This window comes from Pseudomonas sp. TWR1-1-3, from assembly GCF_049896805.1.
Taxonomy (GTDB): domain Bacteria; phylum Pseudomonadota; class Gammaproteobacteria; order Pseudomonadales; family Pseudomonadaceae; genus Aquipseudomonas; species Aquipseudomonas bubulae.
In genome coordinates, this window is the sequence record NZ_JAFCUZ010000001.1 from 984,628 (window position 1) to 1,010,706 (window position 26,079).

The window sequence follows — 26,079 nt, forward strand, 5'->3', positions numbered from 1 at the left end:
ACAGACCGGGTCGCCTGCATCGCGGGCAAGCCCGGTTCCCACAATGACCGCGCTAACTTTTTACTGTGGGAGCGGATTTGCTCAGCAACACCCGCGTCACCCTCCGCTCTTCTACCTCGACTACGGTCAAGGTCCAGCCTTCCCACGTCAGCTTGTCGCCAATCATCGGCAGACGATCCAGTAAACTCATGACCATACCTGCAAGTGTCTGATAGTCATCCGTGGCCTTGGCTGCAAAGCCGATGTGCTGGCGAATCTGGCTCAGGTTCAAGGCGCCGCTGACCAGATAACCCTCTTCCTGGGCAACGATATTGGGCCCCTCTATCTCGCTGGCATCCGGCAGTTCACCAGCGATCGACTCGAGAATGTCAGTCATGGTCAGCAGGCCGATGAAGTCACCGAACTCGTTGATGACAAACGCAATGTGCGTCGACTCTTTACGCATCTGCTCCAGAGCATTGAGAATCGTGAAGCTGTCCAGCAGATTGATAGCCTTGCGCGCCATCGCCTCCAGATCCGGTTCATGCCCCGCCAACAGCTCCTTGAGCAGTTCCTTTTTATGCACAAAGCCCAAGGGTTCATCTACCCGGCCATCCCGGATCAGGGGCAGTCGGGAATACGATGAATGCATCAGCTTTGTACGAATGATCTCTGCCGAATCAGCCAGATCGATATGATCGATCTCGGCACGGGGCGTCATCACCGTGCGAATCGACCGTTCCGCCAGTTGCAATACGCCACTGATCATCACGCGCTCGCGTCGATGGAAGACGTTCTGATGACTGCCACCGTCAAGCATGTCGGCAATCTCTTCGCCCACTTCATCAGCACTCAGGGTACGCCCGCCAAGCAAGCGCATCACCGCATGGGCGGTGCGCTCGCGCATGGGCCGCAGGCCCTGCACGCTTTTCTTGCGGCGCGCACGGGCAATCTGGTTGAGTACTTCGATCAGGATCGAGAAGCCGATGGCGGCGTACAGATAACCTTTCGGGATATGAAAGCCCAGGCCCTCGGCAGTCAGGCTGAAGCCGATCATCATCAAGAAGCCCAGGCACAGCATGATCACCGTAGGGTGACTGTTGACGAAGTGGGTCAACGGTTTGCTGGCGATGATCATCAGGCCGATCGAGAACACCACGGCAATCATCATCACCGACAGATGTTCAACCATGCCTACCGCGGTAATCACCGCGTCCAGGGAAAACACCGCGTCGAGCACGACAATCTGCGCCACAATCGGCCAGAACATGGCATAGCCCAGCGCCGATGAGCGCTCGGCCACATGCCCTTCCAGGCGCTCATGCAACTCCATCGTGGCCTTGAACAACAGGAACAAGCCGCCGAACAGCATGATCAGGTCGCGCCCCGAGAACGCTTTGTCGAAGACTTCGAACAAAGGCTGCGTCAGCGTGACCATCCACGAGATGCTGGCCAGCAGGCCCAGGCGCATGACCAGGGCCAGCGTCAGGCCGATGACCCGGGCACGGTCGCGCTGCTCCGGCGGCAGTTTGTCGGCGAGGATGGCGATAAACACCAGGTTATCAATACCCAGTACCAGTTCCAGCACAATCAGGGTCAACAGGCCGAGCCAGGCCGTGGGATCTGCAATCCATTCCATAGGTATCAGTCAATCTCACGAAGGTGCTGGGTTAACGGCGAGCGCGCACAGACAAGCGCAGCAGCAGAGGTGCTGGCGCTAAACAGAGGGCGGGGAATGGGTAACGCGTGCTCGATTGCGAGGATCAAGCCTGGGGCAAGCGCAGATTCAAAACTGCGACTGGGTGGTTCCTGAAGGGTGTTCATACAAGCCTTTAGTGAATTGGGGATGCAATCCTACAGCGATTAAACTCATTTCCTGCTAGCGGACTTATTACAAAATTTAACAAGTTCTCCCTCCTCCGCCTTGCTCGACCTGACTGGCGAACCATTGCAGCACCGCCGGACACGCCGAGTGCAAGTCTGCAGCAGGTTGCAGGCACAACGAATAGTTACCACCGGTTTTCAACGGCTCACCAAACGGAATCACCAGTGCCCCGCGTTGAATGGACTCCGCCGCCAGGGTCATGTCCGTGACCGCCACCCCCAAGCCACGCGCGGCAGCATCGAGGGCCAGCTCATCGAGATTGAACGGGATATGCCGATAGCTGTGCAGCGGCTTGCCGTCATTGGCGGCTAGCCAGTCGTGCCAGGCTTGCTGGTCGGCCGAGCGATGCAACAGCGCAAAGCGCAGCAGATCTTCCATCGACGCCAGCGGCCCCAGGCTGGGTGCACACACTGGCACCAGAGCCTCATCGAATAAAGCCATGCAGGCCGGGTCAGTAGAGGGTCGGGGCAAGTACAGGATGTAGGCATCGCTGTCGCTGGCCGGTTCGACAACCTCGGTGGCGACCGTTTCAATCGACAAGGCTATGTCCGGGTGCTGCAAGTAAAAGTCACTGAGTTTGGGCAGTAACCAGCGCACGGCCAGCGATACATGCATGCGGATACGGAACGGTCGCGTTTGCGGCGACAAACGATCTTCCAGCAGCTTTAACTGTTCAAGAATGCCGCGGGCACTGGCCAGCACCTGTTCGCCTTCGACGGTCATGCGCACGCTGCGACTGGTTCTGACAAACAACGTCACACCAAAGTGAGCTTCCAGTTGCTGGATTTTCCGGCTGATAGCGCTTTGGGTCAGACACAGCGTCTGCGCCGCCTGTGTGAAGCTGCCCGATTCAGCCACCTCTACCAGTGCCTGCAAACCCTGCAACGAGGGTACGTGACGAACCTTATCCATGTGTTTTTTGCATCAATCAATGAATTAATAGCGTTGGTTATATCACTTGGTACCGCCTAAATTCCATCCATAACCAGCGCCAGAAACGGCCAGCCATGCAATTAGCGCATGTATTCAAAGGCCGGGCAGCCCCCTGACCGGCAAATGAGGTGAAACGTGAAGAATGAATGTGGCTGGATTGCCCTGGCAGGAAGCTCCCCCCTCCGTGATCACCTCAAAGGCATCGAGAAAGCCGACTGGTTGATTATCGGTGCGGGCATTACCGGCCTCAGTGCGGCCCATTCCCTGGCGCAATTGCACCCGCAAGCTCGCATTCTGATTGTCGACAGGCAACGTGCAGCCCAAGGTGCATCGGCACGCAACTCCGGTTACGCGGTGGCCCATGAAAACCCGGCGGATGACGATCTGATCGGCAAGGGTGGATTTGCCGGCTATGCCGTGGACTCGACAATCGGCCAGGCGGCCGGTGATGAAGTACGCATGCGCATTGCGCGCCACGGCATCGACTGCGAGTACCGGGATTCGGGTTACTACTTCGCCGTCAACGACCCGGGCAAATTGACCCAGGTTGAGGCCAAGCTCAAGACCCTGCATGCAGTCGGCGCATCTGCACACTTTCTGGAAGGCGCGCAACTGGCGCAGACACTCGGCACCCGCCATTACCAGGCGGCCATCTGGTGCGGCAATGGCAATGCGTTGTTGCAGCCGGCGAAATACGTCAAGGGTCTGCTGGATGCCTTGCCGGCCAATGTCAGCCTTTTTGAAAACACCGACATCATCGGGCTTGAACGCCTGAGTGGCGGACGCATTCGGGCCAAGGGTATCCAGGGCAGCATTGAAGCCGCACAGGTACTGGTATGCCTGAATGCCTTTATCCCCCGCGCCGGGATCGACAACAGCGCAACCTTCCCGATGGAGCTCAGCGCCAGCCTCACCCGCCCCCTGAGCGACAAGGAGTATCAGGCCATCGGCAGTGTCGAGCCCTGGGGCGTGCTGTCGACGAGGCCGCTGGGCGCGACGGTGCGACTGACTCCGGATCGGCGGGTAATGATCCGCAATACCGCGGAATACCGTACGCGCGATTTGTCCGGCAGTGACTTGTCACTGCGTCGAAAACACCATGCACTGGGCCTGCAACGTCGCTTCCCCGGGCTCGGTGAGCAAGACATCCGCTACACCTGGACCGGCCATCTGAGCGCTACCCGCAGTGGCCAGCCGTACTTTGCCAAGGTCGAGGAAGGCATCTATGCCGTGGCGGGCTGCAATGGCTCCGGGGTTGCCCGCGGCACGCTGTGGGGCCGTCTGCTCGCAGAGCTGGCCTGTGGCGCCAGCTCGCCCCTGCTGCAGTCGGTCATGGACAGAGCGCAGCCGGGCTGGTTGCCGCCACGGCCATTTTTTAACGTCGGTGCAGCGCTGCGCATGCGCATGGAAGCCCTCAGAGCCAAAACAGAAATCTGAACACCCTCACACCACAAAAGAATAAAAGCTCCTTGAAAAGGTGATTGAACATGAACATCAGCCCGGTCTCCCTTGCGGTCATGCTCGCCGCGTTTTCGGCCGTCAGCCAAGCCGACGAGAGCGTGAATATTTCCAACTGGAACGGCTATATTGCCGACGACACCCTGACCACCTTCACCAAGGAAACAGGGATCAAGGCGACCTACGATATTCACGACAGCAACGAAGTGCTGGAATCCAAGTTGATGACCGGTAATACCGGCTATGACGTGGTCAGCCCTTCGAACCACTTTATGTCCCGCCTGATCAAGGCCGGTGCCATCCAGAAACTGGACAGGAGCCAGTTGCCAAACTGGAAGAACCTGGATCCGGTGTTAATGAACAAACTGGAAGCCAACGATCCCGGCAATCAGTACGGCTACCCCTACATGTGGGGCACGGCGGGGATCGGCTACAACGTCGAGAAGATCAAGGCGATTTTTGGTACCACGGATGTCACCCGCTCCTGGAGCCTGTTTTTCGATGAAAACAACATCAAAAAACTGAGCCAGTGCGGTGTGGCGATTATCGACAATCCGACGCAAGTGTTGCCGATCACTCTCAACTACCTGGGCTTGCCGCACCATAGTCATGAGCCTGAGGACTACAAGAAAGCCGAAGCGGCGCTGCTGAAAATACGACCTTATGTTCAGTATTTTCATGCATCGAAATACATCAGTGATCTGGCCAACGGCAATATCTGTGCGGTCATCGGCTTCAACGGTGATGTGGTACAGGCTGCGGCAAGTGCGCGGGAAGCCGGGAACGGGATCGACATTGCGTATTCGATCCCAAAGGAAGGTTCGACGTTATGGCTGGACATGGTGGTCATGCCCAAGAGCGCGCCCCATGAAAAAAATGCCTACACCTACATGAACTACCTGCTGACCCCGCAAGTGATTGCCACTATCAGCAACCATATCCACTACGCCAACCCCAACCAGGCGGCAGACCCGTACCTGGCGCCGGACGTGAAACAGGACCCGGCGATCTACCCGTCCAGTGAAGTGATCGACACCCTGTTCACCGTGGAAGACCTGCCGGCCAAAATCGCCCGTCTGAGCACCCGTTTGTGGACCAAGCTCAAGACCATTACGTGATATTCAATGGTGTGTGCTCGGCTGCCTTGGCCCGGCAACCAGCCACGCCAGCATGCCCAGCAACGGCGCGAAGATGATAATGGCAATCCACATCAGCCGGCTGCTTGACCGTGCCCCGCTTTTCATCACCCCGCGGATTGCCCAGAGCTCCAGCAGCACCAGAATAATTGCCAGTACCACCCATATGGTTTCGATTTGCATGCGCGACCTCCTGTGGTTGTTAAACGTTAGGCGGGGAGATGGCGCGAGGGTTCATTAATTCTTAAAACCGCCAACCCTTGCGCTTACAACAGGAAGCGGTCGGTCACATTGCGCCGCTCGTTGTCATCGCGCACGTCATAGCTGACGGTGGTGGCAATGTTGGCGTGGTGCGCCAGCTTCTGTGCGATCGACACGTCGTACTCTTCAATCACCCGGGTAATGAACGAGCGACGAAAATCATGGGGCATGATGTCGACCCCTGCCTGCCTGCCCCGCTGCTTGGCGATGTAATAGATCGCATGTTTGGTCAGGCGATCACGAGTGATGTGGTTGCCGCGGCGGATGCGATTGAACAAAAAGGTGTCATCACTGACCCCGTCCGGCAGGTTCGCCCGGCGGAATGCCAGCCACTCTTCCAGTTTTTCGAAAGCCCAGGCCGGTGCAAACTTGATCAGTTCCTTGTTGCCCTTGCCCAGCACCTGCAAGCTGCGCTGTTCTACATCGACCTGCCACAGGTCCATATTCACCGACTCGGACTTGCGCATCCCCGAGCCATACAGAATTGCGATGATCGCCGCGTCCCTGAGCCCTTGCGGACGGGGGTCTGCGGCACATACATCCATCAGCTCGCGAATCAGATTGCGCCGCAGATTACGCCCCTTGACCAGCCGCGAACCGCCTCCCGCCTTGACCGCGCGTATCTTGAGCAAATGATCCTGAGTGATCAGGTTTTGTTGCCAGGCCTGATTCATCACGCCGCGAATGGCGTTGACGTGCAGCGATGAGGTATTGGGCGCGTAACCGTCTTCACGCAACGCCGCCACCAGTGCGGTGATATGCCCCGGTTGCAGTTGATGCCAGGGGAATTCATCAATCGCCACGTCTTCAGCGCCCAGGCGGTCTGCCGCTTCCTGCAAGACATAACGCATGGTCTGGCGGCTGGACGGCGCCAGCCGCTGAAGATAAAGCGCCACAGGCGTTTGCACCGGGTTTAACACCAAGGAAGAAAGCGGCGATAGCGGGGAGTCAATCGTAGACAAAACCAATCTCATTACAGGCAGAAACGGTTCGCAATATACCCCATGCGGCGGGGATTTCCGCGTTTAGCGCATTAACACCAACCCACTCGCGAATTGCATGACCTGGTCGCGGCATGCGTGCATTCTGCACGAATAGAAACGTCAGCTTTAAAACTTAACTAATTGATTTTTATTAATTTTATATCGTCCGTTCAAGTTGGTACAGCTAATGCAATATTCACCCCTGAGGGTCGCATGCATAAAGGCCCATCCCTATCCGTGAAAGAGACAGGTGAGTGAATATGAATGCCATCGATTTGCTGCTGGAAGATCACAAACGAGTCAAGGCCATCTTGAACCAGCTCAGCGATTCCACCGAGCGCGCTGTGAAAAAACGCACTGAACTGCTCAACAAACTGGAAATGGAAATTACTATCCACACCCGCCTTGAAGAGGAAATCCTCTACCCGGTCTTCAAGAAAGCCGGTGGTAAAGAGCAAGCCGTCATGTACCACGAAGCGAAGGAAGAACACCGCACTGTGGACTCCCTGGTATTGCCTGACCTTAAGAAAACTGCCCCCGATTCTCTGGAATTCTCCGGTCGTGCAAAGGTGGTCAAGGAACTCCTCGAGCACCATATCGAAGAGGAAGAAACCGAGATGTTTCCCCAGGCCCGCAAGTTGCTCGGTAAAGCGGTGCTCGATGAGCTGGGAAAACAGATGGAAGCGATGAAAGCCGAATACAAAAAGTCCCTGAACAGCAAGCCCCTGGCGGCGTGATGGCGCCAGCGCCCGGCAGGCTCAGCCCTGGGTAAAACCTCGCGCCAGCATCACTGCAACCCCCAGCAACATGCAGGCTGTAGCCCGTTGCAACAACACTTGTCGCGACGGGCTTTGCAGCACCCGGCGAATACGTTGACCGAAGTAACAATACAGGCAACCACTGGCAAACTGCAGCAGCAAAAAAGCCAGCCCCAGTACCGCCAGATCCAGCATTCGGGAATCACTGCCCTGCCCGGCGAACTGCGGGAATACGGCGCTGAACATGACGATGGTTTTCGGGTTGGAGAAACCGGTGAGCAGGCCCTTGCCAAAGCGCCCTGTAAAATCGTTGTGCAGTGTGTCAGGACTGTCCAGTTTCAACCCGGTGCTGGTCCACTGCCGGTACGCCAGGTACAGCAAGTACGTAACCCCCACATACTGGATCCCGCGACTGATTAACGGGTTGCCCTTGATCAGTTCGGCGAAGCCTACGGCAAATACAAGAATCGACACCAGATACGCTGCGCTGGCTCCCAGTTGTACCGGCATGGAACGCTTGAGCCCCTGCTGCATGCCGAACCCCATCAAGAGCAGGGTCATGGGCCCGGGGCTGAAGGTCATGGTGGCGCAAAACATCAGAAAATACAGAAATGAAGCGAGTGTCAGTTGCGTGGCCATGACGGTGGTTGAATCCAGAAGTTACGGTCGCGCAGTCTAGGCAGGCCCTGCCGGCTATTGGCAGATCAAGCGCTGACAAACTTTACCGACCTTTACTGGTAGCATGACCGGTAAAGTACGAGGCCCTGCATGCACTTACCTACCGTTGCGTTTCAACCCGGCCTGTCCAAGGTCCAGCAGATTGTTGATGCCTTGAGCCAGGCCATTGATCAGGGTCTGCTCAACCCCGGCAGCAAACTGCCTTCGGCGCGCGAGATGACTGCTCACTGGGGCGTCAGCAAATTCACCCTGATCGAAGCCCTGGATCGCTTGCGCGGGCAGGACAGAATCACATCCAGTCAGGGCCTGGGCTACTTTGTTGCGACGAAAACGCTGCAAAGCGGACGCGCCACTGCCCTTGACCTGCTGCCGCAAGACTTGCACAGCGTCTTGCGCCGCTCCCTGACCGGTGCCAGCGGTGCCCTGCGCCCCGGCAGCGGGCATTTACCGGAAAGCTGGCTGGAAGCCAGCGCCCTGCGTGGCAACATGCGCCAGCTCAGTCGCTCGCCAGCCCTGCGACTGACCGGTTATGGTGACCCGGCGGGCTATTTGCCGCTGCGTCAGGCCTTGCAGCAGAAACTGTTGAGCCAGGGCCTGAATGTGGGGGTCGAGCAGATTATCACCACGGCCAATACCGTGCTGGGGCTCGACATGCTGCTGCGCTTGCGCGTGCGCCCCGGCGATACCGTGCTGTTGGACATGCCCTGTTATTTCAATTTTCACGCCAACCTGGCCTTGCATGGCGTGCGCGTGATCACTGTGGAGCGCACCGCCCAAGGGCTGGACCTGCAAGCGCTGCAAACCCTGTTCAGCCAGCACCGGCCAACGCTTTACCTCACCACCGGGCTGCTGCATAACCCCACCGGGCACTCCTTCACACCCGGGCAGGCCTACGGACTGCTCGAGCTGGCCAAGCGTTATGAGTGCGCCATTATCGAAGATGATCTTTATGGCGACCTGCACCCAGAACCGCCCCCCCGACTGGTGGCGCTGGCAGGCGTGGAGCAAGTGACCTACCTGAGCGGTTTTTCGAAAACCCTCAGTGCCAACCTGCGGGTGAGCTTTGTCGTGGCCTCTGCGCAGATGGCCGCCGAGCTGACCCAGATGAAACTGATGTGCGGCGGGATTACTTCGGAAATGCTTGAGCAACTGGTGTGCTCGATGCTCAATGACGGCACTTATCACAAACACCGCAAGCGCGTGGTGCAAGGCCTGCAGGCCAGTGGTGTACGGGTTTCGGGCTGGTTGCAGGGCCTGGGCTTCAGGTTGAGCGTGCCCTATGCCGGCGGCATGTTTATCTGGGCCACATTGCCTGCCGGGCTGGATGGCGAAACCCTCGCCCAGCAGGCGCTTGCCCGTGGCCTGGTGCTCGCGCCCGGGATCCTGTTCGGTTTTGATCCGCAACTGCGCCGCTGCATGCGCTTCAACGTCGCCCACACCGACACGCCTGCCGTCATGGCTGGCGTCGAGGCATTACTGACTAACCCAACCTGAGCGGATCAACCAGCCCGGCAGCAATGGCCATGCCCACCAGATCGGGCAAATGCCGGGCCTGCATGCGCTTCATCACCCGGGAGCGATACAGGTCGATAGTCTTGGCACTCACCCCCAGCAGCGCGGCAATCTCACGGGTGGTGCAGCCCTTGACCAAAGGCATGAATACATCTTGCTCACGCGGTGTCAGGCTTTGCAGACGGGCCTCAAGTTCGGTCTGTTCCTGGCTGGCGCTTTGCTGCGCGGTATCGCCACTCAGGGCCTGCTGTACGCTGTCGAGCAACAACTGCTGGTTATAGGGCTTCTCGATAAAATCATGGGCACCGGCCTTGAAAGCCCGTACCACAATGGGCACATCAGCATGCCCGCTGACAAAGATCACCGGCATCCTGATCCCTCGTTCACGCAATGCCTGCTGAACATTCAGGCCGCCCATGGCCGGCATGCGGATATCCAGTACCACACAGGCACACAGGGTCGGGTCGCAAGCGTCAAGAAAGGCCTGCCCGCTTGTAAACGCCAGCGCATTGAGGCCAACGGACTCGAGCAACCAGACCGTCGAGTCGAGCATGCCCTGATCGTCATCCACCACATACACCACAGGCCGGGTTTGGGTTGTCATCGTTACTCTCTTGTCGTGTTGAGTGAAGCCATCAATGGCAGGCAGCAGCACATCAGCAAGCCGCTGGTTTGTGGTCGGGCATTGAGTTCACCGCCAAAGCCTTCGACGATGCTGCGGCTCATCGACAAACCCAGCCCGAGACCTTCTGCCTTGCTGGTGTAAAACGGTGTGAACAACTGCTCAAGCTCCCCGGTGCTTACCCCCGGGCCCTGATCCTGCACGCTGATTTGCAGAGTGGCGCCATCAAGGATTTGAGCCTGCAGGATGATCCGCGAAAGCTGACCCGGTAATTGCTCGTTGTTGGCATCTATGGCATTGCGCAACAGGTTGAGCAGCACCTGCTCCAGCAACACCCGGTCGGCGTACACCCATGGCAGGGACTCCGGCAACTGCAGCTCGATAGTGACATTTCGTTCCCCGGCCTCCCAGGCACACAGGCTGACGGCCTGGCGCGCCACCTCACTGATATCCAGCGCTTGCAGGTTACGCCGCCCCTTGCGCAAAAAACCGCGCAGGCGCTTGATCACTTGCGCGGCGTGATTGGCATGCAGGTTGATCCGCTCCAGTCCCTGGGCCACACGCTCGACTGCGGCAGGATTACTGTCCAGGCTTTGCAGGTAACGTTGGCTGGCATTGGCGTAATTGACCACTGCCGCCAGCGGTTGATTGATTTCGTGGGCAATCCCCGATGCCAGTTCGCCCAGTGTGATCAGGCGCGCGGTATGGGCCATTTCATCCTGATGATGGCGCTGCTGGGCTTCGCGCAGTTCACGCTCGCGCATATCCCGTGCCACCAGCGAGAAAAACCGCTCTCCGGCAGTCGAGCGATGAGCCAGCAGCAGTAACGACACCGGCACCGAAGGCTCGCCATTCAAGGGCAACAAACGGGTCTCGTGACTCCACAAACCCTGCGCCTCTGCACTGTGCCAACCGTTGCTCTCCAGGGTAGCCAAGACTTGCGCGGTCAAAAAATCAGCCAATGCGGGCATGCCTTCTGCGGGCAGCAGACCCAGCAGACGCCGTGCTGCCGGGTTGAGATACGACACCCCGCCAGCCGGGTCGATAAACAGCACCGGATCAGGGTTGGCTTCCACCACTTCAGCCAGTCGCCGCTTGTTCTCTTCAGCCTGGACGCGGGCCGTGATATCCCGCGACACACTGACCACTTCGACGACCGCCCCGGTGTAGGTTTCACGAATTGCCCGGCTGGCTGTTTCAAACCACAGGTAATGCCCTGCCTGATGGCGAATGCGGTAGGTCATGGTGTGATAGCCGTCGAGTTGCAGGGCATCACGGGCCTGACGCAGCGCCAGCTTCAGGTCGTGAGCATGAAACAGGCGCTGGGCCAGGGTCCCGCGCAGCGTTTCGGGCCAGTAGCCAAGCAGGGTCCAGGACGCCGGCGAGGCATCCAGAAAACGCCCATCAGGCGTATGGCGCGAGATAAGGTCCGTGGTGTTTTCGGTAATCAGCCGGTACAGGCGTCGGGCTTTGGCCGCCTCTCGCCCGGCCAGCAGTTCTGTACTCGCTTCACGCCCGCGGGCCAGCACACACTGGCTGTCGGGGTCGGGAATAAGCGTCCAGAGCCAGACCTGCTGAGCACTTTGCGCCTCTACCTGCTCGATGGCTCTGCCCTGCTTGAGGCAGGCGCGTACCAGCTCCGGCAGATTGCCCGGCAACAGAGCGCGCGCCTGGCTCAACGCCTTGCCCGCCAGCAGGCGGATCAGTGCGTCGTTGGCTGCCAGCGCCAAGCCGTCTCTATCAAGCACTACAGAGGGTTGAGGGTCATGGGGAAGCAGCGCGATCGGCATTGGGCATCCAGGACTTGAGCGAATTTTTCTTTATATAGTACAACTACTATATTGCTTAGGTATTACTTCCATATCAAACCCGGAGTGAGCTATAAGTCAGACCGGACATAAAACTGACCCGCTCGCCATCGGCAGAGCAGGCAGCCATAGAGCTAACAATCAGCCACCGGAATGACCTTCATGTCGATTTTTGAGCACGGCCTTGAGCCGACTGCCGTAAACCATATTGCCCTGTCTCCGCTGAGTTTTATCGAACGTACAGCCAGCGTCTACCCCGATTACCCTGCCGTGATTCACGGCGCCATCCGCCGCACCTGGGCGCAGACCTACAGTCGTTGCCGCCGCCTGGCTTGTGCCCTGGCCGGGCGCGGGATTGGCCAGGGCGATACGGTAGCGGTGATGCTGCCCAATATCCCGGCGATGCTTGAAGCGCACTTTGCCGTGCCCATGATCGGCGCGGTGCTCAATGCCCTCAATGTTCGCCTCGATGCTGAAGCCATCGCCTTTATGCTCGCCCACGGCGAAGCCAAGGTACTGATTGCCGATCGCGAGTTCCATGACGTAGTGCATGCGGCCGTGGCCATGCTCGATCACCCCCCGCTGATCATTGATGTGGATGACCCCGAATACGGTGAAGGCCAGCCGGTCAGCCAGTTGGACTATGAAGCGCTGCTGGCCGAAGGCGATCCCGAGTTTGATTGGCAATGGCCCGCAGATGAATGGCAGGCCATTGCCCTCAATTACACCTCCGGCACCACCGGCAACCCCAAGGGCGTGGTGTATCACCATCGCGGTGCTTACCTCAATTCCCTGGGCAACCAGATGGTCTGGGCCATCGGCAATCACCCGGTGTATTTGTGGACCTTGCCGATGTTCCACTGTAACGGCTGGTGCTACCCATGGATCATCACCGCGCTGGCTGGCGTGCATGTGTTCCTGCGCCGGGTTGACCCGCAAAAGATCCTCACGTTGATTCGCGAGCATCAGGTCACCCATCTGTGTGGTGCACCGATTGTGCTCAACGCCCTGGTCAATATGCCCGAGTCCGCCAAGGCTGCCATCGACCACCCGGTGCATGCGATGGTCGCAGGCGCTGCGCCACCGGCCAAGGTGATTGGTGCCGTGGAAGAAATGGGCATCAAGGTCACCCACGTCTATGGCCTGACCGAGGTGTATGGTCCGGTGACGATTTGTGCCTGGCATGAAAAGTGGGATGCGCAGCCTCTGGCCGAACGCGCACAGATCAAGTCCCGCCAGGGCGTGCGCTACCCGACGCTGGAAGGCGTGATGGTGGCCGACCCGAAAACCCTGGTACCGACGCCCCGTGACGGCGAGACCATGGGCGAGATTTTCATGCGCGGCAATACGGTAATGAAGGGCTATCTGAAGAACCCCAGCGCCACGGCCGAAGCCTTCGAAGGCGGCTGGTTCCACACCGGTGACCTTGCCGTGTGCCACCCGGACGGCTACGTCGAAATTCGCGACCGGCTCAAGGACATTATCATTTCAGGTGGCGAGAACATTTCCACCATCGAGGTCGAGGGTGTGCTCTACCGACACCCGGGCGTCATGGAGGCGGCCGTGGTGGCGCGGCCCTGTGAAAAGTGGGGTGAAACGCCTTGCGCCTTTATCACTCTCAAGGCCGATCATCAGCAGGTGCGCGAGGCCGAGATCATTGCCTTTTGCCGCGATCACCTGGCCGGGTTCAAAGTGCCCCGTACGGTGGTGTTCACCCTGCTGCCCAAGACCTCCACGGGCAAGATCCAGAAGTTCGTGCTGCGTGATATGGCCAAAGCACTGTAACTGCCCCCTATAGACCCACTGTGGGAGCGAGCTTGCTCGCGAAGGTGTCGCTTCGGTTACCCAGACAGGCCGCGGCGCCCAAATCGCGAGCAAGCCCGCTCCCACAGAATGCCTTCAGCTGCAAAAAACGAGGTTTTTCATGCCTGAATTCAACGCCCCCCTGCGCGATATGCGCTTTGTCCTGCACGAAGTCTTCGAAGCCCCCGCACTCTGGGCCAGGCTGCCAGCCCTGGCCGACCACGTCGACGCCGATACCGCCGACGCCATACTTGAGGAAGCCGCCAAGGTCACCGGCCAACTGATCGCCCCGCTCAACCGCAGTGGCGACGAAGAAGGCGCACACTGGCTGGCGGGCCAGGTCACCACACCTGAAGGCTTCAAGTCAGCCTACAACACCTACATCGAAGGCGGCTGGGTAGGCCTGTCGGGCAATCCTGAATTTGGTGGCCTGGGCATGCCGAAAATGCTCGCCGTGCAATTTGAAGAAATGCTCTACGGCGCAAACTCCAGTTTTGCCCTTTATTCGGCGCTCACCAGCGGTGCTTGCCTTGCCATCGATGCCCACGCCAGCGAACCCCTCAAAAGCCGTTACCTGTCACCGATGTACGAAGGCCGCTGGGCCGGTTCCATGTGCCTGACCGAGGCCCATTCCGGCACCGATCTGGGGATTATCCGCACCCGCGCCGAACCGCAGTCTGACGGCAGTTTCAGCCTCACCGGCAGCAAGATATTCATCACCGGCGGCGATCAGGACCTGACCGCAAACATCATCCATCTGGTGCTGGCCAAGCTGCCGGATGCGCCAGCAGGACCCAGGGGCATTTCGTTGTTTCTGGTTCCCAAGGTGCTGGTAAATGACGATGGCTCACTCGGACAAGGCAATGCGGTGAGCTGCGGCTCCATCGAGCACAAGATGGGGATCAAGGCTTCGGCAACCTGCGTGATCAACTTTGACGGCGCACAGGGCTGGTTGATCGGTGAAGCCAACAAGGGCCTGGCCGCGATGTTTACCATGATGAACTACGAACGTCTGTCGATCGGCATCCAGGGCATTGGCTGCGCAGAGGCCTCCTACCAGAATGCCCGCACCTATGCCCGCGAGCGCCTGCAAAGTCGTGCCCCGACCGGAGCCGTGGCACCGGAGAAGATTGCCGACCCGATTATCGTCCACCCCGATGTGCGACGCATGTTGCTGAGCATGAAGGCCATGACCGAAGGTGGACGGGCATTTGCCAGCTATGTGGGCCAACAACTGGATCTGGCCAAGTTCTCTACCGAGCCGCAGGAGCAGCAGCAAGCCACTGCGCTGGTAGCCTTGCTGACCCCAGTGGCCAAGGCCTTCTTTACCGATACCGGTTTCGACAGTTGCGTGCTGGGCCAGCAAGTCTTTGGTGGTCATGGCTATATCCGCGAATGGGGCCAGGAACAGCTGGTTCGCGATGTGCGCATTGCGCAGATTTATGAAGGCACCAACGGCATCCAGGCGCTGGATTTGCTGGGCCGAAAAGTGATCGCCAATGGCGGTGCAAGCCTGCGCCTGTTTACCGCACACATCCGTGACTTCGCGACCCGGCCCGGCAAGCCTTATGCCAGCGAACTGCTGGACGCAGTGCAGCGTCTTGAGGATGTCAGTGACTGGCTGCAGGCACGGGCCAGGGCCAACCCCAATGAAACAGGCGCCGCCTGCGTCGAATATCTGCACCTGTTCGGTTATGTGGCGTATGCCTGGCTATGGGCACGCATGGCCGATGTGGCGCAGCGCTCGCGCAGTACCGACCCCGGGTTTTATGACACCAAGCTGGCGACCGCACAGTTCTATTTCTCCCGCTTGTTGCCTCGCACACTGAGCCTGGAGCAAGGAATACGAGCTGGCAGCGAATCACTGTTCGAGATCGATGCCGCACATTTTTAAACGCCAGCCAATAAAAACGGCGGCCTGTTCAGGGCCGCCGCAGGCTGTTGCGCACTTGAACCGGGCCTAAACGCTCAGTTCGTCCAGCAACAACACTTCGCGATGCGCCAATAGATCGCCCACGGCCTGGGCCATCGCCTGGTAGTGCGGGGTGGTTTTATGATGCTCGATCGCCTCCATGTCCGCCCAACCTTCAATAAAGACAAAACGCTCGGGGTCGGTACGATCCACGTGCAAGTCATAGAAACGGCAGCCCGGTTCGGCCCGTGAGCCTTCGACACAGGCGCGCAGTGCCTGCTCGACAGTTTTGCCATGACCAGGCTTGGCACGCAATGTGGCAACAATTTTGATGATTCGGGACATATCTACTTCCTGCAGCTTGCGGTGACTTAAGCGCTGAGGATCTGCGCGATTTTATCCTTGATCTGCAAGCGCTGCTCCTTGAGCGTGCGCAGTACATCATCAGGGACGCCTATGGCGTCGTTGGCTTCAGCTTCAACGACCTCGGCATCTTTTTCGCCGTACTGTACAAACAGCTGATTCAGATGCGGGTTTTCGCTGCGAAACTTGCTGACGGCCTCTTTAGTGAGCCCCAAGTCCTGTAACAAGTCGTGCTTGACTGGCATATCTGCACCTCATGGCTATTTCAGTGGCAGGTTCAGGTTCAGAGGGCGAACCTGATCACAATGGCTCTGTTCACAATGAACCCGCGTAAGCAATAGCACGCAATGGGACTCTCAGAAAGCCGGGCGCGTACTTTCCTCTCCCTTTAGCCGGTTTTCTCGCGAGCGTTACCTACAAATACCTTGGCCTAAGGTGCGGAGCCCTCGAATATCAGCCTTTCCAGGCGAGTAGCCAATTTAATGACTACAATCATATTGCCGTTATTTTTTTGACGATCCTCAGTCTCAAGCCACTCAACCAGATGTTTCAGATGATAAAGTACGCGCTTTCTTACACTCATTCGAGTGTAGTACTACGCTTGTCATAAATGATGCACAGCACACAGTACAAGAAGAAACAACTGAGACGTAACGGGTTAAATGTTGACAGTCATTCTATTGACACCTAAAGAAATAGACAGGTGATGGCTGGCAGTACCCGAACGCCTTAACACCTGTTCATCCTTGGGGGACGTTACGCTTGGTTCATATCAGTTTGGCCATAGGCGGATTGCCGGATCAACACATTGTGTTGCGCGCAGGCGGCTTGTATTGGGTCACGGTCGATCACTCCGCTGACGCAAAACTGCTTGCTCGGCAATTTCTTGAAAACATACCCGAAAGCGTGCCGGCAACCTTGATTGCCAGCACCGGCTACGCACAAGGCCTGGTCAACGACATGGCGCCCGATCGCGGGCCGGAAAAACTCAAGCTGTTCGAGATCGCACCAAGAGTCATCGTGCCTGGGCTGGCCACGTTGAACCGCGACCTTGCGCGTGCCGGTACCGCCCCTTCAAGCCAGATCCTGCTGGTGCTGCCTGCCAACAGTTGGGCTGAGACCACCACAGCGGTCCAATTGCAACGCTGGTTCGAGCGCATGCGTTCCTGGCTGCTGGAGCGCAACGCCACATTGCTGGTGATTACCCATGGCGAGGCAGCGCTGCTGCATGCGCAGTTGCTGCAACTCAATCAAACCCTCTCCGGTTTAAGTCGCTTGTACCGCTACAACGGCGACCTGCGCTATCAGTTGCACTTTTGGCACAGCGATCTGGGCGTTAGCGCCGGGCAGGAGTTCAAGTTGTCGGACCAGGACGCGACCTTGCGCCTGATCCCGCAAACCGAGGTCGATACCCAGCCCCGGGTAGCGGACGATCAGCACGTTTATCTTGCCGAGCGCTCCGTGCTGGAGGGTGCGCCGTCAATGTCCAAGCACTGGTACCTGTTCGAAAACCGTGATGCATTGCTCGAAGCAGCCCAGTCAGCCAGCGCCGCGACCGTAATTGTCGGCATCGACAACAGCTACCAGTTACTTGAGCTTGCACAGCAGTTGCACGACTTGCGCGAACATTGCGGGCCGCAGTTGAAGATCGTTGTGCGCGAAATGGAACCGTCGGTGCGCTACCGCGATGAACGTCTGTTGCTGGCCTGCGGGGCCAACCTGATCGTTCCCGACGGCACCCTGCTCTCACGTTTTCTGAGCATGATTGAAAGCATTCAGGGGCAGCGCTGGCAGTACACGCAGAACATTGATTTCAAGACCCTTCTGGAACGTCAGCGCCCGCCGCAAATTCGCGGGCTGGTGAGCCCCCGTGATTTTTTCGAAGCCGTTGCGCAGATCTACCAGGACAGTTCGGGTGAGGTAACCCACCAGTTGATGAAGTTCGAACCGGTGCCCGGCATTGGTGAGGAACTGTTCCTCAATCAGATGTGCCTGCGTCGATTCGGCGACTTTGCCTGCCTGCTGGATGGCGAGCTTTACCTCTTTCTGTTTGCCTGCCGCGCTGACGGACTGGAACCGGCACTGGGCAATGTTTGCCGCCTGCCCTGGCGCGACATGTTCAGCCAGCGCCGCATGCTCAGCGGGTTGTCCGATCTGCCGGCTGACGCCTTTATGAAAGCTGGCGCCGTGCCTGCACACTTGCATATCCCCGTCGAGACCCATGCGACGCAAGCGGTATCTGCTACGGGTGAACGTGCTCCGTTAAATCCGCAAAGATTCACCCTGCCTATCAGTGAGCCACAGTCATGACGTTCCTTGAGCTAATCGATGTCATTGCATTGACCTGTGTGGTGACCGTACTGCTGACGCTGTTCTGGCAGCGCATGCGGATGTACTTGAAAAGTCATTTCGAGCAGTACCTCTCTCCCCGCTATTTGAAATCGTGCGGCGTTCGCCGTCGCATGCCAGCCAGCCCTGCTCAGAGAACGCCTGATGAGTCTGTTTAAGTCTGACGCACCGGCGCACAAAATTGCCGGATCCTGGAGCGGCCTGGGCGCCTGGAACCTGTATTTCCTGGCCAAGTTCCTGCTGGCCTGGACGGGGCATCTGAACATCCAGATTTTGCCCAACCTGATCTTTGCTGCCGTTTTGCTGATTCCGATCGCCAACCCGGCGCTACGCCGTTTGCGCACCCTGATTGCCATTCCGGTGGCCGTGGCCCTTCTGTACCAGGACACCTGGTTCCCGCCCTTCAGCCGCCTGCTGGCACAACCCGGGGTGTTGAACTTTTCGTTCGACTATATCGTCGAGCTGCTGGGGCGCTTTATCGACTGGCAAGTGTGCGCCCTGTTACTGTTGCTGTTTGTCGGCTACCTGTTCCTGAACCAGTGGCTGCGCCTGACCACCCTCACCCTGCTGGGCTTTGCCTGGTTGGGCATGGGCAATCTGCAGTGGCTGTTGCCACCTTCCGTGCAACCGCAAATGGCCGGCGCACAGACTGCCACGGGCGCGCCGACCGTCAGCGCAGGCGAGCCCGACGACGCGACGCTCAATGGCTACCTGGAGAAGTTCTATCTCAACGAATCCACGCGCAAGGTCGAGTTCAAGGAACCGGCAGTCAAGCCGCCCCCGTTCGATCTGCTGGTGATCAATATTTGTTCCATGGCCTGGGACGACCTGGATGCCGTGGGCTTGCGTGACAACCCGTTGTTCAGCCAGATGGACGTGATATTCGACAACTTCAACTCGGCCACCGCCTACAGCGGCCCCGCAGCCATTCGCTTGCTGCGCGCCAGTTGCGGCCAGACCTCCCATGCGCAGCTGTACAAACAACCGGCGGATCAGTGCCTGTTGTTCGATGACCTGCGCAAGCTGGGCTTTTCCAATGAGCTGATGCTTAACCACACCGGTGAATTCGACGGTTTCCTGCAGGAAGTGCGTGAACAGGGCCAGTTGCCTCCTCCGGCTCTGGGTGTTGTACCCGCAGGCCTGCCGCGTACCTATGTCGGTTTTGACGGCTCGCCGATCTGGCGCGACCGTGATGTGCTGAGCAAGTGGTGGCAGCACCGCATGACTGAAGACTCACCCAATATGGCGCTGTTCTACAACACCACCAGCCTGCACGACGGTAACCGCCAGGTGCAGTCCGATGGCGGCACCCAGGCCGCTGACTACCGCAGCCGGGCGCAGATCCTTCTCGACGATCTTAATGCCTTCCTTAAAGAGCTGGAAAAAAGTGGCCGTCGCGTCGTGGTAGCCATCGTCCCTGAGCATGGCGCAGCGCTGCACGGTGACCGCATGCAGATAGCCGGCATGCGCGAAATCCCCAGTGACTCCATCACCCATGTACCGGTGGGTATCAAGCTGATCAATATGGGCGACAACGCGCAAACCCAGCCTATCCACGTCAGTGAACCCAGCAGCTACCTGGCCGTGGCAGAAATCATAGCTCGCCTGTACGCCGATCCGGCGCTGAGCAATGGCCAGACCGTGGACTGGTCCAGGCTGCTCACCGATCTGCCGAAAACCGCGAAAGTATCGGAAAACTCAGGGACCGTAGTACTCGACTACAACGGCAAACCTTATGTGCGAATCAAGGAGAACGGCGGATGGCTGCCTTACCCACAGCGGTTCAAATAAGCGCCGATATCCTTTCGCGCAAAGAACGGGCCGATGATATTGCCCGGCTTAAATCCATGATGGAGCTGCATGCCCTGGAATATGTCGATGTGTCGGCACATATGGAGCTGTTGCAGGCCTTTGAGCGCTGGCCGTTGCTGGCCTATCTAGAGGCGCAGTACAAGCAGCCCCCGTTGCTGGCCAAGGACACGGAGCAAACCCCATGATCAGCATGAGTTTGCGTGGCGTGCGGGGTGGCGTGGGCACCAGCTCAACCCTGGCGGCCCTGGGCCATGCGCTGCATGAGCTGGGGCAGAAAGTGCTGCTGGTGGACATGTGCCCGGAGAACTCCCTGGGCCTGCACTTCAATATGGACCTTGCCCCGCGTGAAGGCTGGGCGCGGGCGACCCTTGACCGGCAACCCTGGCACGAACACGCCTGGGTGGTAGAGCCAGGCCTGTGCGTGCTGCCCTATGGCCAATTGAAGCCGAGCGAGCTTTTTGCCCTCGATGCCCTGCTGATTGAACAGCCAAAGCTCTGGAGCCAGCGCCAGGCTGCGCTGGCGAACGCGTTTGACTGGATACTCTTCGACCTGCCGCAACGCTTGCCTGGGCATATGACCAACCCGCACTGCGCACTCTCGATGATGGTTACCAACGCCGATGCTGCCTGCCATGTGCTGTTGCAACCGCAGCTGACGCAGACCCCGCTGTTTCTGGTCAATCGCTTCGATGCCGCCAGCCAGTTGCAGCGCGATCTGCTGCTGATCTGGCAACAGCGTTATGCCCATGCACTGGTGCCAGTCAACCTGCATGCCGATGAAGCCATGGCCGAGGCCCTGGCCAGAAGCGAGCCTGCCGGGCGCTATGCGCCTTCCAGCCTGATTGCCCTGGACATTATCAGCCTGGCCAGTTGGTGCCTGCTGCGTGGCAGGAGGCTTGAATGATCAGGCGTTGGTTCCCCTATACACGATTGCGGCGGGAGCAGAACTGCACCCGTTTTACCGCCTTCACCCTGGCGCTGATTCAAGCGCTGGGCTGGATCTTCCTGCGCCTTGAATCACCCCGCTGGCAAGCCTTGCGCGAACAGCACCGGCGCCTGTATCCGCACCTGGCGGACAAGCCCTCGACCATCGGTGACCCGCTGCGCTACACGGTGCAAACCCTGTGGCTACTGCTGGTGCGAACGCCCAACCAGGACCAGATCGGCCGGCAACGCTTCCGCCAGCGCACGGCCAGCTTTTTCTCGGCCTTGCTGATGATCGTGCAACGGCCATGGAACCTGCTGTCCAATGCCTTTGCCCGCTTGCCCACCACCCTCAGCCCGCAAGTCACCAAAGGCTCGCACTGGTGGGACAACATTCAATGGCCGCTGCGCAAGGGCCTGTATATCGCCATGGGCGTACTGGCCCTTGCGTTGATTGTGCTGTGCATTACCGAACCGTTCGGTTTCCTTGCGCAACTGGTGTTTGTCGTCTTGCTGTGGATGCTGGCCATGCTGGTCCGGCGCATGCCGGGGCGCTTCCCTACATTATTGCTGATCGTGCTCTCGGTCATCGTGTCGTGCCGTTATCTGTGGTGGCGCTATACCTCGACCCTGAACTGGAACGACACCTTCGATCTGGTCTGCGGCCTGACCTTGCTGGTGGCCGAAACCTATACCTGGCTGATCCTGTTGCTGGGTTATGTGCAAACCTCATGGCCGCTCAATCGCAAACCGGCACAGCTGCCGGCAGACACCGATCAGTGGCCGGTAGTGGATCTGCTGATTCCCACCTACAACGAAGAATTGTCGGTTACCCGTGGCACGGTGTATGCGGCGCTGGGTATCGACTGGCCGAAAGACAAGCTGCGCATCCATTTGCTCGATGACGGTAACCGCCCAAGTTTCAAGACCTTCGCCGAGGAAGTGGGTATCAACTACATCGCCCGCACCGACAACCGTCACGCCAAGGCGGGTAACCTCAACCATGCCCTGAAATTGCTCGACGGCGATCTGGTGGCGATTTTCGACTGCGACCACATGCCTGCCCGCTCCTTCCTGCAATTGACGGTTGGCTGGTTTCTGCGCGATCCGAAACTGGCGCTGGTGCAAACCCCGCACCACTTCCTCTCGCCGGATCCGTTCGAGCGCAACCTGGGTACTTTCCGTAACCGCCCCAACGAAGGCGAACTGTTCTACGGCCTGATCCAGGACGGCAACGACATGTGGAACGCCGCGTTCTTCTGCGGCTCCTGCGCCATACTGCGGCGTACCGCAATTGACTCCATCGGCGGTTTTGCTGTCGAAACCGTGACCGAAGATGCCCATACCGCCTTGCGCCTGCACCGCAATGGCTGGACCTCGGCCTATCTGCGTATTCCGCAGGCGGCGGGGCTGGCGACCGAAAGCCTGTCGGCGCATATCGGCCAGCGCATCCGTTGGGCGCGGGGCATGGTGCAGATTTTCCGCACTGACAACCCGCTGTTGGGCAAGGGCCTGACGATCTTCCAGCGCATCTGCTACACCAACGCCATGATGCACTTTCTGGTGGGGCTGCCGCGGCTGGTGTTCCTCACTGCGCCCCTGGCATTCCTGTTCTTCCACGCTTACATCATCTACGCCCCGGCGGCGATGATCCTGTTGTACGTGCTGCCGCACATGATCCACGCCAGCCTGACCAACTCGCGGATGCAAGGCGCCTACCGCCAGACATTCTGGGGCGAGGTGTATGAAACCGTGCTGGCCTGGTACATCGCACGGCCCACCACGGTGGCCTTGTTCAGCCCGTCACGGGGCAAATTCAACGTCACGGCCAAGGGCGGCATGATGGAGGAAAACCAGTTCGACTGGCAGACCGCCAAGCCCTATCTGATTTTGTCGGTGTTGAACATCCTCGGCCTGGGCTTTGCCGTCTGGCGCCTGTTCTATGGCCCCAGGGATGAAATCTTCACCGTGATCGTCAGCGTCCTGTGGGTGATCTACAACCTGCTGATCATCGGGGCTGCGGTTGCAGTTGCCGCGGAAGTACGCCAGGTGCGCAACACCCACCGGGTACTCGCGCGCTTGCCGGGGGCGGTGAAACTGGCTGACGGGCACAGCTACCCTTGTGAGCTGGTGGACTACTCCGACGGTGGCGTCGGCCTGCAACTGAGCCAGGCTCTGCAATTGCCCGTCGGCACGCCGGTGTCACTGATTCTGCAACGCGGCAACCGCGAGTTTGTATTCACCGGCACCCTGACCCGTTCCAGCGAACGTTTTATTGGTCTCAGCTTTGCCCGGTTACCGGCCGAAGAAAAAATTGCCTTCGTGCAATGCACCTTTGGCCGCGCCGATGCCTGGCTTGATCACAACAGCGGTTTTGAAGCCGACAAGCCGATCCAGAGTCTCAAGGAGATCCTGGCCCTGGGCATCAAGGGTTATTACCGCCTGTATGAATACCTGCCGGCGTGGGTCCGCGTGTTGGCAAAACCTTTCCTGCACATCTTTCAGTGGCTGGGCAGCTTTTTGCCGCGCATGCCCACCTCCACCCCTCTTATTTCCCGGCCAGTGAGCAGATCATGAGTCGTATAACCAAAAAAACCATTTTCGCCAGCCTAGCGCTGATGACCTTCGCCTCACAGCTGATGTCGGCCCCCCTGCCTTTGCCGGGGAGCTCACCAGTGGCCGAAACGCTGCCAAAACCTGCATTTGCACAAACCGATCAGGTACTGCCAAGCTGGCCGGTGACCTATACCTTTGAGCAACTGGGGCGTCCCGGTGACTCCCTGCTGCTGGGTATCAACAGCGCCGACCAGGTGGAATTCGGCATGCGCCGGGACCGCATTGCCAGCGACGCCAGCCTGCAGCTGGAATACACGCCCTCGCCTTCGCTGATCCCGACGGTTTCCCATATCCGGGTTTACCTCAACGATGTGCTGATGGGCGTGCTGCCGATCGAGAAAGACCAGTTGGGGCGTAAAACCACGCAAAAGATGGCCCTTGATCCGCGACTGATTTCGGACTTCAACCGCGTACGCCTGGAGTTTGTCGGCCATTATACCGAATTCTGCGAAGACCCGGCCAACAGCACCCTGTGGGTCAATATCAGCCGTGGCAGCAGCATTACCCTGCAGGAACAGGCGCTGAGCCTGCAAAACGATCTGGCGTTTTTCCCGCTACCGTTTTTCGACCCGCGCAACAGCGGCAAGCTGGAACTGCCGTTTGTCTTCGCGGCCAACCCGACCCTGGGCGAACAGAAAGCTGCCGCGATTCTGGCTTCCTACTTCGGTAGCCAGTCCAACTGGCGCGGGGCCAATTTCCCGGTCGTGTTCGATACCCTGCCAGGCGTGCAAGACAAGGATGCCGTCCAGCCCACCGTGGTGTTTGCCACCAACGATCACCGCCCTGCTTTTATGAGCGATCTGGAGAAATTCCCGGCCGTGACCGCGCCTGTGGTCGAAATGATCAATCACCCGGATGCGCCCTACAGCAAAATCCTGCTGGTCATGGGTCGCAACGAAGAAGACCTGGCTACAGCCGCCAAGGCCCTGGCCCTGGGCGGCAACCTGATGCGCGGTTCGCGCGTGACCATCGACAAGGTCCAGGAACTGCAACCGCGCAAACCCTACGATGCTCCGGCGTGGATGCGTACCGACCGCCCTGTGCGTTTTGCCGAACTGGTCAGTTACCCGCAACAACTGCAAGTCAGCGGGCTGGTGCCTCGCGCCATTACCCTGGACGTCAACCTGCCGCCTGACCTGTTTGTCTGGCGCAACCAGGGTATCCCGCTACGCACCCAGTACCGCTACACCGCGCCGTCGGCCAATGATGATTCGCGTTTGAATATCAGCCTCAATGACCAGTTCCTCACCAGCCTGCCATTGCTGCGCAAAGACACCAGCAACCTCGAAGAACTGCGCCTGTCGGTGCTGTCCAACGACTCAGCCAACGTCAATGACAAGCTGATCGTGCCTTCGCTGAAAATTGGCGACCGTAACCGTCTGCGTTTCGACTTCAACTTTGCCAGCACCATGGGCAGTTCACAGAAAGATCGCTGCCAGACCATCCTGCCGGCCAACACCCAGGCAATTATCGATGAGGACTCCACCATCGATATGTCCGGCTACTACCACTACATCAGTATGCCGGACCTCAAGGCCTTTGCCCGCAGTGGTTTCCCGTTCAGCCGCATGGCCGACATGTCCGAATCCATCGTTGTCGTACCCAAAGACACCACACCGACACAAATCAGCACCCTGCTTGAAACTGTGGCCAGCATTTCTGCGCGTTCCGGCTACCCGGCGTTCGGCTTGCGCCTGACCGATGACTGGCAATCCGCCTCCAAGGAAGATGCCGACCTGCTGGTACTGGGACAAATGGCACCAGACCTGCGCGATAACCCGGACTTGAGCGTATTGCTGCAACGCCAGCGTGACATGCTGGTTCAGCCACATGGCACCACCGGTATTGATGCCAACATTCGTCGCACGCCGTCGACCGACGCACGCAACGTGCCAGCCAACAAAGTGGAAGTCACAGCGCAGGCCCCGATTGCAGCTATCCTGGGCATGCAGTCTCCGACCCATAACCAGCGCAGTGTCGTGGCACTCTTGGCCAATGACGATGCAGACTACAACTTGTTGCGCGAAGTCCTCGGTGACAGCGGCAAGCTGGACGCAGTAGCGGGCTCCGCGGCACTGATCCGCAGCAGCGGTGTTTACAGCCAACTGGTGGGGGACCAGTACTTTGTTGGCAACCTGCCATGGTACCTGTTGCTGTGGTACCAGCTCTCCGAGCACCCGGTGCTACTGACCGTGCTGGCCGTGATCAGCGTTCTGCTCAGCGCCTTCCTGCTGTGGCGTGCCTTGAGCTGGGCGGCCAACCGTCGCCTGAACAAGCATGACTAACG

General features: G+C 58.8%; 22 protein-coding genes. 13 read left to right on the top strand and 9 right to left on the bottom strand.

The annotated features are described in order from the left end of the window. Window positions 1-52: 52 nt before the first annotated feature. Window positions 53-1,618 carry a TerC family protein gene (locus ACP7BE_RS04290; protein ID WP_095019147.1) on the bottom strand — a complete coding sequence of 522 codons (1,566 nt, stop codon included), beginning with the start codon at window positions 1,616-1,618 and terminating at the stop codon, window positions 53-55. 261 nt (window positions 1,619-1,879) lie between these two features. After that, window positions 1,880-2,776 carry a LysR substrate-binding domain-containing protein gene (locus ACP7BE_RS04295; protein ID WP_095019914.1) on the bottom strand — a complete coding sequence of 299 codons (897 nt, stop codon included), beginning with the start codon at window positions 2,774-2,776 and terminating at the stop codon, window positions 1,880-1,882. 156 nt (window positions 2,777-2,932) lie between these two features. Here ACP7BE_RS04295 and ACP7BE_RS04300 point away from each other — a divergent pair, with 156 nt between their 5' ends. Then, window positions 2,933-4,234, top strand: a complete 1,302-nt coding sequence (locus ACP7BE_RS04300; RefSeq protein ID WP_426104881.1) for an NAD(P)/FAD-dependent oxidoreductase — start codon at window positions 2,933-2,935, stop codon at window positions 4,232-4,234. Window positions 4,235-4,284: 50 nt separating this feature from the next. Next, complete coding sequence (locus ACP7BE_RS04305) at window positions 4,285-5,373, top strand: polyamine ABC transporter substrate-binding protein (RefSeq protein WP_426104883.1); 1,089 nt, start codon at window positions 4,285-4,287, stop codon at window positions 5,371-5,373. Window positions 5,374-5,376: 3 nt separating this feature from the next. Here the strand turns inward: ACP7BE_RS04305 and ACP7BE_RS04310 are convergent, their stop codons facing one another. Together ACP7BE_RS04310 and ACP7BE_RS04315 are read right to left on the bottom strand one after the other, a co-directional pair. After that, window positions 5,377-5,574 carry a PLDc N-terminal domain-containing protein gene (locus tag ACP7BE_RS04310; RefSeq protein ID WP_095000205.1) on the bottom strand — a complete coding sequence of 66 codons (198 nt, stop codon included), beginning with the start codon at window positions 5,572-5,574 and terminating at the stop codon, window positions 5,377-5,379. 83 nt (window positions 5,575-5,657) lie between these two features. After that, on the bottom strand, window positions 5,658-6,503 hold the full coding sequence (locus ACP7BE_RS04315) for a site-specific integrase (protein WP_426105350.1): 846 nt from the start codon (window positions 6,501-6,503) through the stop codon (window positions 5,658-5,660). Between the two features lie 392 nt (window positions 6,504-6,895). On the opposite strand from ACP7BE_RS04315, the gene ACP7BE_RS04320 reads away from it, so the two are divergent. Beyond that, window positions 6,896-7,372, top strand: coding sequence for a hemerythrin domain-containing protein (locus ACP7BE_RS04320; RefSeq protein WP_086797162.1), 477 nt, complete (start codon window positions 6,896-6,898; stop codon window positions 7,370-7,372). Between the two features lie 21 nt (window positions 7,373-7,393). Here ACP7BE_RS04320 and ACP7BE_RS04325 read toward each other — a convergent pair whose 3' ends face one another. Then, entirely contained in the window at window positions 7,394-8,032 is a 639-nt protein-coding gene (locus ACP7BE_RS04325; RefSeq protein ID WP_095000204.1) for a LysE family translocator, read from the bottom strand. 129 nt (window positions 8,033-8,161) lie between these two features. Here ACP7BE_RS04325 and ACP7BE_RS04330 point away from each other — a divergent pair, with 129 nt between their 5' ends. Continuing rightward, the gene (locus ACP7BE_RS04330) at window positions 8,162-9,565 is read left to right on the top strand and encodes a PLP-dependent aminotransferase family protein (RefSeq protein ID WP_426104886.1); all 1,404 of its coding nucleotides are present in this window, start codon (window positions 8,162-8,164) and stop codon (window positions 9,563-9,565) included. Here the strand turns inward: ACP7BE_RS04330 and ACP7BE_RS04335 are convergent. Next, complete coding sequence (locus ACP7BE_RS04335) at window positions 9,552-10,187, bottom strand: response regulator transcription factor (protein ID WP_095000202.1); 636 nt, start codon at window positions 10,185-10,187, stop codon at window positions 9,552-9,554. The two genes, ACP7BE_RS04330 and ACP7BE_RS04335, sit on opposite strands and share 14 nt — an antisense overlap. Before the next feature lie 2 nt (window positions 10,188-10,189). Next, a complete protein-coding gene (locus ACP7BE_RS04340; protein WP_426104888.1) occupies window positions 10,190-11,995 on the bottom strand; it encodes a PAS domain-containing sensor histidine kinase in 1,806 nt (601 codons plus the stop codon). A 180-nt stretch (window positions 11,996-12,175) separates the two neighbouring features. Here ACP7BE_RS04340 and ACP7BE_RS04345 point away from each other — a divergent pair, with 180 nt between their 5' ends. Beyond that, the gene (locus tag ACP7BE_RS04345; protein ID WP_095000200.1) at window positions 12,176-13,798 is read left to right on the top strand and encodes an acyl-CoA synthetase; all 1,623 of its coding nucleotides are present in this window, start codon (window positions 12,176-12,178) and stop codon (window positions 13,796-13,798) included. A 139-nt stretch (window positions 13,799-13,937) separates the two neighbouring features. Continuing rightward, the gene (locus ACP7BE_RS04350; protein ID WP_426104890.1) at window positions 13,938-15,710 is read left to right on the top strand and encodes an acyl-CoA dehydrogenase C-terminal domain-containing protein; all 1,773 of its coding nucleotides are present in this window, start codon (window positions 13,938-13,940) and stop codon (window positions 15,708-15,710) included. 66 nt (window positions 15,711-15,776) lie between these two features. Here the strand turns inward: ACP7BE_RS04350 and ACP7BE_RS04355 are convergent, their stop codons facing one another. Then, a complete protein-coding gene (locus ACP7BE_RS04355) occupies window positions 15,777-16,073 on the bottom strand; it encodes a putative quinol monooxygenase (protein ID WP_095000198.1) in 297 nt (98 codons plus the stop codon). 26 nt (window positions 16,074-16,099) lie between these two features. Further along, window positions 16,100-16,336, bottom strand: a complete 237-nt coding sequence (locus tag ACP7BE_RS04360) for a YdcH family protein (protein WP_095000197.1) — start codon at window positions 16,334-16,336, stop codon at window positions 16,100-16,102. 517 nt (window positions 16,337-16,853) lie between these two features. Here ACP7BE_RS04360 and bcsE point away from each other — a divergent pair. From bcsE to bcsB, 7 genes are read left to right on the top strand one after another with little or no spacing between them, the layout of a single operon-like run. Next, window positions 16,854-18,401, top strand: a complete 1,548-nt coding sequence (gene bcsE / locus ACP7BE_RS04365; protein WP_095019137.1) for a cellulose biosynthesis protein BcsE — start codon at window positions 16,854-16,856, stop codon at window positions 18,399-18,401. Beyond that, a complete protein-coding gene (bcsF, locus tag ACP7BE_RS04370) occupies window positions 18,398-18,598 on the top strand; it encodes a cellulose biosynthesis protein BcsF (protein ID WP_095000196.1) in 201 nt (66 codons plus the stop codon). Before bcsE ends, bcsF begins: the two co-directional genes overlap by 4 nt. After that, window positions 18,585-20,231: a cellulose biosynthesis protein BcsG gene (gene bcsG, locus ACP7BE_RS04375; protein ID WP_095023378.1), complete on the top strand. Its 1,647-nt coding sequence runs from the start codon at window positions 18,585-18,587 to the stop codon at window positions 20,229-20,231. The genes bcsF and bcsG overlap by 14 nt, the downstream gene beginning before the upstream one ends. Then, window positions 20,201-20,437, top strand: coding sequence for a cellulose biosynthesis protein BcsR (gene bcsR, locus ACP7BE_RS04380; RefSeq protein ID WP_095000194.1), 237 nt, complete (start codon window positions 20,201-20,203; stop codon window positions 20,435-20,437). The genes bcsG and bcsR overlap by 31 nt, the downstream gene beginning before the upstream one ends. Next, window positions 20,434-21,156, top strand: a complete 723-nt coding sequence (gene bcsQ, locus ACP7BE_RS04385) for a cellulose biosynthesis protein BcsQ (protein ID WP_095000193.1) — start codon at window positions 20,434-20,436, stop codon at window positions 21,154-21,156. Before bcsR ends, bcsQ begins: the two co-directional genes overlap by 4 nt. Then, the gene (bcsA, locus tag ACP7BE_RS04390; RefSeq protein WP_095000192.1) at window positions 21,153-23,753 is read left to right on the top strand and encodes a UDP-forming cellulose synthase catalytic subunit; all 2,601 of its coding nucleotides are present in this window, start codon (window positions 21,153-21,155) and stop codon (window positions 23,751-23,753) included. Before bcsQ ends, bcsA begins: the two co-directional genes overlap by 4 nt. Then, window positions 23,750-26,077, top strand: coding sequence for a cellulose biosynthesis cyclic di-GMP-binding regulatory protein BcsB (bcsB, locus tag ACP7BE_RS04395; protein WP_426104895.1), 2,328 nt, complete (start codon window positions 23,750-23,752; stop codon window positions 26,075-26,077). The genes bcsA and bcsB overlap by 4 nt, the downstream gene beginning before the upstream one ends. Window positions 26,078-26,079 lie beyond the last annotated feature (2 nt).

Excerpts from the sequence above, each read along its gene's own strand:
- ACP7BE_RS04320 (WP_086797162.1), top strand. The coding sequence starts at position 6,896 with ATGAATGCCATCGATTTGCTGCTGGAAGATCACAAACGAGTCAAGGCC.
- bcsF (WP_095000196.1), top strand. The coding sequence starts at position 18,398 with ATGACGTTCCTTGAGCTAATCGATGTCATTGCATTGACCTGTGTGGTG.
- ACP7BE_RS04325 (WP_095000204.1), bottom strand. The coding sequence starts at position 8,032 with ATGGCCACGCAACTGACACTCGCTTCATTTCTGTATTTTCTGATGTTT.
- ACP7BE_RS04335 (WP_095000202.1), bottom strand. The coding sequence starts at position 10,187 with ATGACAACCCAAACCCGGCCTGTGGTGTATGTGGTGGATGACGATCAG.
- ACP7BE_RS04350 (WP_426104890.1), top strand. The coding sequence starts at position 13,938 with ATGCCTGAATTCAACGCCCCCCTGCGCGATATGCGCTTTGTCCTGCAC.
- bcsQ (WP_095000193.1), top strand. The coding sequence starts at position 20,434 with ATGATCAGCATGAGTTTGCGTGGCGTGCGGGGTGGCGTGGGCACCAGC.
- ACP7BE_RS04360 (WP_095000197.1), bottom strand. The coding sequence starts at position 16,336 with ATGCCAGTCAAGCACGACTTGTTACAGGACTTGGGGCTCACTAAAGAG.
- bcsG (WP_095023378.1), top strand. The coding sequence starts at position 18,585 with ATGAGTCTGTTTAAGTCTGACGCACCGGCGCACAAAATTGCCGGATCC.
- ACP7BE_RS04305 (WP_426104883.1), top strand. The coding sequence starts at position 4,285 with ATGAACATCAGCCCGGTCTCCCTTGCGGTCATGCTCGCCGCGTTTTCG.
- bcsR (WP_095000194.1), top strand. The coding sequence starts at position 20,201 with ATGGCTGCCTTACCCACAGCGGTTCAAATAAGCGCCGATATCCTTTCG.
- ACP7BE_RS04345 (WP_095000200.1), top strand. The coding sequence starts at position 12,176 with ATGTCGATTTTTGAGCACGGCCTTGAGCCGACTGCCGTAAACCATATT.
- ACP7BE_RS04290 (WP_095019147.1), bottom strand. The coding sequence starts at position 1,618 with ATGGAATGGATTGCAGATCCCACGGCCTGGCTCGGCCTGTTGACCCTG.
- bcsB (WP_426104895.1), top strand. The coding sequence starts at position 23,750 with ATGAGTCGTATAACCAAAAAAACCATTTTCGCCAGCCTAGCGCTGATG.
- ACP7BE_RS04340 (WP_426104888.1), bottom strand. The coding sequence starts at position 11,995 with ATGCCGATCGCGCTGCTTCCCCATGACCCTCAACCCTCTGTAGTGCTT.
- ACP7BE_RS04295 (WP_095019914.1), bottom strand. The coding sequence starts at position 2,776 with ATGGATAAGGTTCGTCACGTACCCTCGTTGCAGGGTTTGCAGGCACTG.
- ACP7BE_RS04315 (WP_426105350.1), bottom strand. The coding sequence starts at position 6,503 with ATGCGTTATGTCTTGCAGGAAGCGGCAGACCGCCTGGGCGCTGAAGAC.
- bcsA (WP_095000192.1), top strand. The coding sequence starts at position 21,153 with ATGATCAGGCGTTGGTTCCCCTATACACGATTGCGGCGGGAGCAGAAC.
- ACP7BE_RS04330 (WP_426104886.1), top strand. The coding sequence starts at position 8,162 with ATGCACTTACCTACCGTTGCGTTTCAACCCGGCCTGTCCAAGGTCCAG.
- ACP7BE_RS04355 (WP_095000198.1), bottom strand. The coding sequence starts at position 16,073 with ATGTCCCGAATCATCAAAATTGTTGCCACATTGCGTGCCAAGCCTGGT.
- ACP7BE_RS04310 (WP_095000205.1), bottom strand. The coding sequence starts at position 5,574 with ATGCAAATCGAAACCATATGGGTGGTACTGGCAATTATTCTGGTGCTG.